The 7,250-nt window shown below is 64.5% G+C and carries 6 protein-coding genes; 4 read left to right on the top strand and 2 right to left on the bottom strand.

Going from position 1 to position 7,250, the window contains the following annotated elements; all coding sequences use genetic code 11:
• Positions 1-183: chemotaxis protein CheB (locus tag CRO22_RS14480; RefSeq protein ID WP_281254756.1), on the top strand; the 183-nt coding region annotated here is incomplete at its 5' end.
• Positions 180-1,919: a hypothetical protein gene (locus CRO22_RS14475; protein ID WP_097070876.1), complete on the top strand. Its 1,740-nt coding sequence runs from the start codon at positions 180-182 to the stop codon at positions 1,917-1,919. The genes CRO22_RS14480 and CRO22_RS14475, both read left to right, overlap by 4 nt.
• A gap of 215 nt (positions 1,920-2,134) precedes the next feature.
• Here CRO22_RS14475 and CRO22_RS14470 read toward each other — a convergent pair whose 3' ends face one another.
• The gene (locus CRO22_RS14470; RefSeq protein ID WP_097070875.1) at positions 2,135-2,986 is read right to left on the bottom strand and encodes a phosphatase PAP2 family protein; all 852 of its coding nucleotides are present in this window, start codon (positions 2,984-2,986) and stop codon (positions 2,135-2,137) included.
• A 207-nt stretch (positions 2,987-3,193) separates the two neighbouring features.
• On the opposite strand from CRO22_RS14470, the gene CRO22_RS14465 reads away from it, so the two are divergent.
• Entirely contained in the window at positions 3,194-3,868 is a 675-nt protein-coding gene (locus CRO22_RS14465; RefSeq protein ID WP_097070874.1) for a response regulator, read from the top strand.
• Positions 3,865-5,277: a sensor histidine kinase gene (locus tag CRO22_RS14460; protein WP_097070873.1), complete on the top strand. Its 1,413-nt coding sequence runs from the start codon at positions 3,865-3,867 to the stop codon at positions 5,275-5,277. Before CRO22_RS14465 ends, CRO22_RS14460 begins: the two co-directional genes overlap by 4 nt.
• 531 nt (positions 5,278-5,808) lie before the next feature.
• Here the strand turns inward: CRO22_RS14460 and CRO22_RS14455 are convergent.
• Positions 5,809-7,167, bottom strand: a complete 1,359-nt coding sequence (locus tag CRO22_RS14455) for an alanine/glycine:cation symporter family protein (protein ID WP_097070872.1) — start codon at positions 7,165-7,167, stop codon at positions 5,809-5,811.
• Between the last annotated feature and the right edge of the window lie 83 nt (positions 7,168-7,250).

Raw genomic sequence — 7,250 nt, 5'->3', positions numbered from 1 at the left:
CTTGAAATCCGTCAGGCAGGTGGAACGACAATTGCCCAGGATGAAGAAAGCTGCATCGTCTTTGGCATGCCGAAGGAAGCGATCGAGCGCGGCGCGGCGATGAAGGTTCTGCCGCTCTCGCGCATGGCGCAGGCGATCGTGCAGATCCGTCACACGCCGATCGAAACGGTCAAACCGGCATGAGCGCGCTTCCTGCGGTGCGTTTTTCGGAGGGGCCGACCGAAGCCGCGCAGGGCACGAACCCTGACGTGGCCGCCCTCGCAGCGCGCGTTGCACAGCCACGCGAGGAAATCGAACGCGCCTTTCTGGCGATGGGTGGCAACCTCGTTGCGGCCGCGCGGCTGCTTGAGGCCGTGTCGGGCGCGCATCGTGCGATGGCGGCCGAATTCGAGGGGGAAGATTTCCTCTCGGCTGTAAGCTCGATCGATGCCTTGCGCAGCGAGGTCGGCACCATCATCTCGGCCATGTCTGCGGGCAATGTCGAATTCGAACAGCTCGCCGAAACCACGCATGCGTTGCGCGCGCCGCTCGACGAAACCGAGAAGGCGATCCGTCTTCTGGAGCTCGTGGCCATCAACGCGCGCATCGTCGCCGCGGCACTCGGCACAAGTCAGACCGACATGATGGCTTTCACCGAAGAGATGATCCAGATCTCGCGCGGCGCGAAGGCGACCGTCGGCAAGATCACCAATGTGCAGGGCAGAGTGGCCCGCACGGTGGCCGAAAGCCTCCAGCTTCAGGGCGATTTCGGCAGAGATTATGCCAGCACGATGGCTACGATCGCGCAGCATCTGGAGGGTCATCTGCGCCTTGTCGAGGCGCAGCGCGTGCAGGCGGCGGATCATGCCAAACGCTCGGCAGGCCTCGCCGCAAGCATCGGGGCGCGGATCGGCGATGCCATCATGGCGACACAGGTGGGCGACGGCACGCGCCAGCGGCTTGAGCATGTCGAGGAGATCCTCGCGCGGATCGCGGAGCGCAGCGGGGAAACTCCGGGTGCAACCGTCGCCATGCTCTGGCGTCTTGCTTCGGCCCAGATCCAGTCCACGAATACCGATTTTCTCGACGAGATCCGAACGCTTCACTCTGCCATAGACCTTCTGCGTGACGATGCCGGCCAGGTGCTCAACGACGGAACCAGCCGCGCCGGGAAATCCATCGCCGACAGCAGCCTCGCGCTCGCCGCACTCGCGGCAGACCTTCAGTCGCTCGGCCCGCTCCTGCGCAAGGAGGCTGAGAACCGCGCGAACGCCCAAAAGTTGAGTGAAAGCGCCGCAAATGCGATGAGCGAAATGCTGGCGCAAATCGATCAGCTTGAGCGGCTCGAGCGGGATGTGAGGCTCCTCGGCCTCAACATGGCGGTGCGCTGCAGCGGTCTGGGCGATCGCGCGAGCGGGCTGCGCGTCATCGCGGCCGAAGTTGGCGGGCTCGCGCGCGATACCAGCGCAGCCGCGACAAAGGTGCGCGGGATCCTCGCGGGAGCCCAAAGCGCCATCGAGGCCGCGCGTCGGCGCGCGTCTCAATTCGAGGGCAGAGATCTGACTGGGGCACCGCTCGCGGCCTCGGGCCGACTTGAGGCGGTGCTGTCACGGCTGTCGACCAATACTCAGCTCCTCGCCGAATCCTGTCCCAAGGCGTCGGTTCTGCTTGATGCGACAGCCAAGCAGACACGCGAGATATCGGCAGGCGGCCGCAACTGGTCGGATCTGGCCGAAGCGATCACATCCGCAGGGATTGAGGCTCAAGCGGCGGATGGCGGCGTCGATGAGGCGGCTCTGGGCACGATACGCTCGCATTACACAATGCATAAGGAGCGCGAGATCCATGACCGGATCACCGGCACCGTGCCGACGACGCCCCCCAAAGCCGAGCCTCCACCTGCCACGGATGGCGATGATATCGACGCTTTCCTGTTCTAACGTGCCGGGTTTTGCTGCGTAATGGCGGGGTAAGTAGGGGGCGAGCGTGACAGCGGGCGATGAAGATATATTCCCTTTGGGGCGGGTGTGTCGGTTGAAAGCCGCGGGCGCGGACGCGGGTCTCTGCAACATCGGGTCTCTCCGGGTGAGCGCAAGTTGCGGCGCTCTTCGTTGACGATCAGCTCGGTTGACCGGATGCGCGGCGCTTTGGCCCGCTAGCGCGGGGCTTCCGTTCGCTCTGCAGGGGCGGTGCTTTCGGCCAGCACGATGTTTGCCGTTGCGGCAGCCCGGAGCGGCTTGGAATAGCGCATGTCGTAAAGACCCGCCGTTCCGAGCAGCCCAAGCGAGAGGAGCCAGGCGAAGGCCCATTGCCAGCGGGGAAGGGCGCGAAAGAGGCGCGCGGTATCGCGCGAGAACCATTGTGCCGCAGCGATCCCGACAATCAGGCACATACCGCCCAGAACCCAGCCCGCCAGCACGTCAGACAGATAATGCGACACGAGATAAAGGCGGCTCAGGCCGACGAAAACGGCCGTCATCGCGCCAAGCGCAAAGGCGAGGAAGCCGCGCAACTGCCCCAGCCGCCACAGGCTGTAAAACAGCATCCCGTAAAAGGCGACGCCAAAGGCAGAATGCCCCGAGGGGAAGCTGCCCGACGTTTCCATGAAGTAGCCAAACTCCGGACGCGGACGGGCAAAGCCGTGTTTGGCCATCGAAACGGTGGCGAGTTCGGCGATAATCGCGACCAGAACCCCGAGGACGAGCCCGGGGCGCCGCCGCAACAGTGCCCAGAACGAGATAAGCCCGAACAGGGCGCTAGCGACCGCCGGATCGCCGAGCGCGGTGATGCGGGTGAAGGCTGCCAGACCCGGCGGGCTCCAGAGTTGCGTCATGAAACGTGCCAGTTCGGTATCAAGAGCGATGAGGGCGCTGCCGTGGAGGAACGCAAGAGCGAGCAGAAGCCAGAGCCCGAGAAGCGTTGCAAAGCAAAGCGCGAGCAGGTTTGCCGGGCGCATCGCGTGGCGCCGTAACGGAGCCTGTGGCCGCACGCCGCCCGTCAGCCGCATCACGGCCACGTCCTCGCATCGCAAACAGGGGGAAACGGGGAGAGCATCATCGGAAATCCTCGCGGGCAGCCTGAGATCAGAGCGCCTTTAGAGTATTGCGGCCCCTGTCGTGCGCGCCTGACGTGGTCTTTACAAAATCGTAAGAAATGGATCAGCCGGGCGCGGATCGCGCGTGACAGAAGCAAGCATCCGAAAGAAACTGTCGCCATGAAAATTCTGATTGCCGAAGATGATGCCGAGACCGGCGCCTATTTGCGCAAGGGGCTTGCGCGGGAGGGCCATGCCGTCGACCTGTTGCGCGACGGGCGCGAGGCGCTCACACAGGCGACGGGGATGCCTTATGAGTTTTTCATCTTCGACCGGATGATGCCCGGGCTCGACGGACTTGCCTTGCTCAAGGCCCTGCGTGCGGCGCAGATCGACACGCCCGCGATCCTGCTCACCGCGATGGACAGCGTCGAGGACAAGGTGGCGGGGCTGCGCGCGGGAGCGGATGATTACATGGTCAAGCCCTTCGCCTTCGTCGAGCTTCTGGCGCGGATCGACACGATCGCGCGCCGCCCGGCCTTGCGCGCGGAGGTGACCGAACTTGTGCAGGGCGATCTCAGGCTCGATCTGCTCTCGCGCGAGGCTTGGCGGGCGGGGCAAAAGATCGAGCTGCAACCGCGCGAATTCCTGCTCTTGAAGCATTTCATGGAGCGCCCGGGCCGGGTGCAGACGAAAACGATCTTGCTCGAGGCGGTGTGGGACATTCATTTCGACCCGAAAACCAGCGTGGTCGAGACCCATATCAGCCGCCTGCGCGCGAAGATCGACAAGCCCTTCGCCACGCCCTATCTGAGCACGCTGCACGGCATCGGCTACGTGTTTGAGCCAGCATGAGGCGCACGGTCACATGGTCGATGCGCTTTGCGCTGGTGATCTCCGCAGTGTTCATCCTCGCCGCGCTCGTCGCCGGAGGCTTGGCCTATGAGCTGCAATCGCGCGGTATGGCGCATCGGCTCGAAAGCGAGGTCGAGGCGGATACCCGCGCCCTCGCGCTTGCGCCAAGGGAAGGCGATCTGGAGGATCTGAGCGCGCAGGTGGCGGCTTTGGCTTCGGTGAGCCGCGACGGGGCGCAGATTGTCGCCTATCTGCCCGCAGCGGGCGGGGCGGTCGAAGGCAATGCCCGTGTTGTGGCGCCGTTCGAGGGCCTGCGCTATTTGCGCACCGGCACCGATCTCACGCTGGCGCTCGACGGTCCGGGCCTGCCCAAGCGCTTTGTTGCCTATGGCCTTCTGATCCCTGAAGGCTGGGTGATGACCGGGCATGACGCTGACTGGCTGCATGAGCAGACCGAGATTCTGGCGGGCAGTTTTGGCTGGGCGCTCGGGCTTGCGGCGCTTCTGTCGACGGCTTTTGCAATCGTCATTGCGCGGCGCACCGAGGCCCGGATCGGGTGGATGGAGCAGGTGCTCGATGCTGTTGGTGCGGGGCGGCACGATCTGCGCATCCGCGATCATGGGCGTGATGACCTGACCCGGCTCGCGCAAAGCGTTGATGCCGCGCTTGATCGGCTTGAGGCCGGGATCTCGGCGATCCGGCAGGTCTCGACCGATGTCGCCCATGATCTGCGCGCGCCGCTTGGACGGCTGCGGCTCAGGCTCGAGCCCGTCGCTCTGGATCGCACGCTGCCCGCCCCCACGCGCACAGAGATCGGCAGCGCGCTTGCCGATCTGGACCAGATCTCGGCCACGTTCGATGCGATCTTGCGGCTTGCGCGGATGCAGGCGGGGATGGTGGCGATTTCGCCTCAAGAGGTTGATCTGGAAGCGCTGTGCCGGGACGCTTTCGAGATGATGCTGGCCAGCGCCGAGGATATGGGGCACGAGTTGCGCCTTGAGGTGGACAGAGCTGTGAACGTCGCAGGCGATCGCGCGCTCCTCGGTCAGGCTTTGGTGAACCTGATCGACAATGCGCTGCGCCATTGTCCGCCACCGGCGCGGATCACGCTGTCTTTGCAAGGCGGCCATGCCCCGGTGGTGTCGGTCTGTGATGACGGGCCGGGCATTCCCGAGGCGGATCTTGACCGGGTGCGGGCCCGGTTCGTGCGCCTTGAGGCCAGCCGCAACACCCCCGGCAGCGGGCTCGGGCTCAGCCTCGTCGAGGCGATCGCCAAGCTCCACGGTGCGCAGTTGATACTGAAGAACCGCGCCCCGGGCCTTTGTGCATCGATCATTTTTGCAGAAGCAGACGATCAGAGAGCGAGAAAACTGCGCAACCTGCCAAGCGCAAAGCCGCCGGCCAGATAGCGATTGCTCTGCTTGTCTGAAGGAGTCGAGTCTGGTTGTGCGGATCCGAAAACTGCTCCGAACCCCGTCGCCATGTTGTCGCCCGGGCGCTCAAGGCCATCTCATGCGGTGCTCAATGATCATGTCGCTCCGGAGGGATGTTTCCAGAGGATCATTGCTCCTCTGGAGATCAGGGCAAAGCCCCGAGGGTTGCGGACGAGCGCGGCCCCTCCTCCCCGCGCGTTCAGGCTTGAAAGACCATATGAATGCCGACGCTGCCAAGCAGGGCGCAGGCGATCCCATGGTGCACCGCGGCGACATGTTGCGACGCGGCAAAGCGCAGCCCAATCAATGAGCTGCGTCATGGCCTCGACAGGGCCGAAGATAGGCCCCGTTTTCAGGTCATCGTGAGGCTGGGGCGCGCAACCGTGGTCCCCTTTGCACCTTCGGCTCCTTGCCAAAGAGATGGGGTCCAAAGGATCGTGGCTTGCCGATCCGGGGGCGTCCGGCGTCGGCCGGGGCAGCCGAAAGGGTGCCCCGGCCGGTCGGATGTCAGTGTCCGCCTTCGTTGCCTTGGGCGAAGTAGTCGCGCGTCAGCTTGACGATGACGGGCGAGAGGAGAAGCAGCGAGATCAGGTTCGGAATCGCCATCAGCGCATTGAGCGTATCGGCCACCAGCCAGGCGAAATCGAGGCTCAGCGTCGCGCCGAAGAACACTGCGATCGTCCACAGTATCCGGAACGGCTTCTCGCTGATCGTGCCAAGCAGGAACTCCCAGCATTTCTCGGCGTAATAGGCCCAGCCGAGGATGGTGGTGAAGGCAAAGAGTGCGAGACAAATCGTCAGCACATATTTGCCAACCCCCGGCATCGCCGCCTCGAACGCCTGCGAGGAGAGCAGCGCCCCGGTTTCCCCGCCGGTCCAGACGCCGGTGACCATGATCGCAAGGCCCGTCAGCGTGCAGATGATCACCGTGTCGATGAAGGTGCCCATCATGCCGATTACGCCCGAGAACACCGGGTTCGAGGTTGAGCCCGAGGCCTGCGCGATGCCCGCAGTGCCAAGCCCCGCCTCGTTGGAGAAGATGCCGCGCGCGACGCCCTTTTGCATCGCCATCAGGATCGTCGAGCCAAGGAACCCGCCCGCCGCCGCGGTGCCGGTGAAAGCATCCGAGACGATGGTGGCGAAAGCCGAGGGGATGTTGCCGGCAAAAATCGCCAGCACGAAGATCACGCAGACCAGATAGACGATCGCCATGAAGGGCACGACCTTTTCGGCCACCGCGCCGATGCGGCGGATGCCGCCGAGCACCACCAGCCCGGTGATCGCGGTCAGCACGGCGCCGGTGATCCAGGTCTCGAGGCCGAAGGAATTCTGCATCGCCGCGGCAATGCCGTTCGCCTGCACCATGTTGCCGATGCCAAAGCCCGCAAGCCCGCCGAAGAACGCAAACGCCGTGCCGAGCCAGCGCCAGTTCCGCCCGAGCCCGTTCTTGATCGCAAACATCGGGCCGCCGACATGCTCGCCCTTGTCATCGACCTCGCGATATTTCACCGCGACGACGACTTCGGCATATTTCGTCGCCATGCCGACAAAGGCGGTGACCCACATCCAGAACAGCGCCCCCGGGCCGCCGACCGCGATGGCGGTGGCGACGCCGGCGATATTGCCGGTGCCGATGGTGCCCGAAAGCGCGGTCATCAGCGCGGCGTAGGGGGTGATTTCGCCCTCCGCCTCGGTGCCGGGGGTGCGGCTTTTCCAGATCATCCGGAAGCCGTAGACGAGTTTGCGGATCGGCATGAAGCCAAGGCGCAGTTGCAGGAAAAGCCCGGTGCCGATGATCAAGACGATCATCGGCACGCCCCAGACGATGCCGTTGAGCCAGTTGAAGAAATTCAGAATCAGTTCCAAACGCCAGTCTCCTTCTTGTCCCTCGCACTGCGGTCTTCGGCAGAAAACCGGCCGGTGGGCGACGTGCCTTGCGTCGCCGGGAT

Source organism: Rhodobacter maris (assembly GCF_900217815.1).
GTDB classification, from domain to species: domain Bacteria; phylum Pseudomonadota; class Alphaproteobacteria; order Rhodobacterales; family Rhodobacteraceae; genus Rhodobacter; species Rhodobacter maris.
This window is presented reverse-complemented; position numbering and strand designations above follow the sequence as displayed.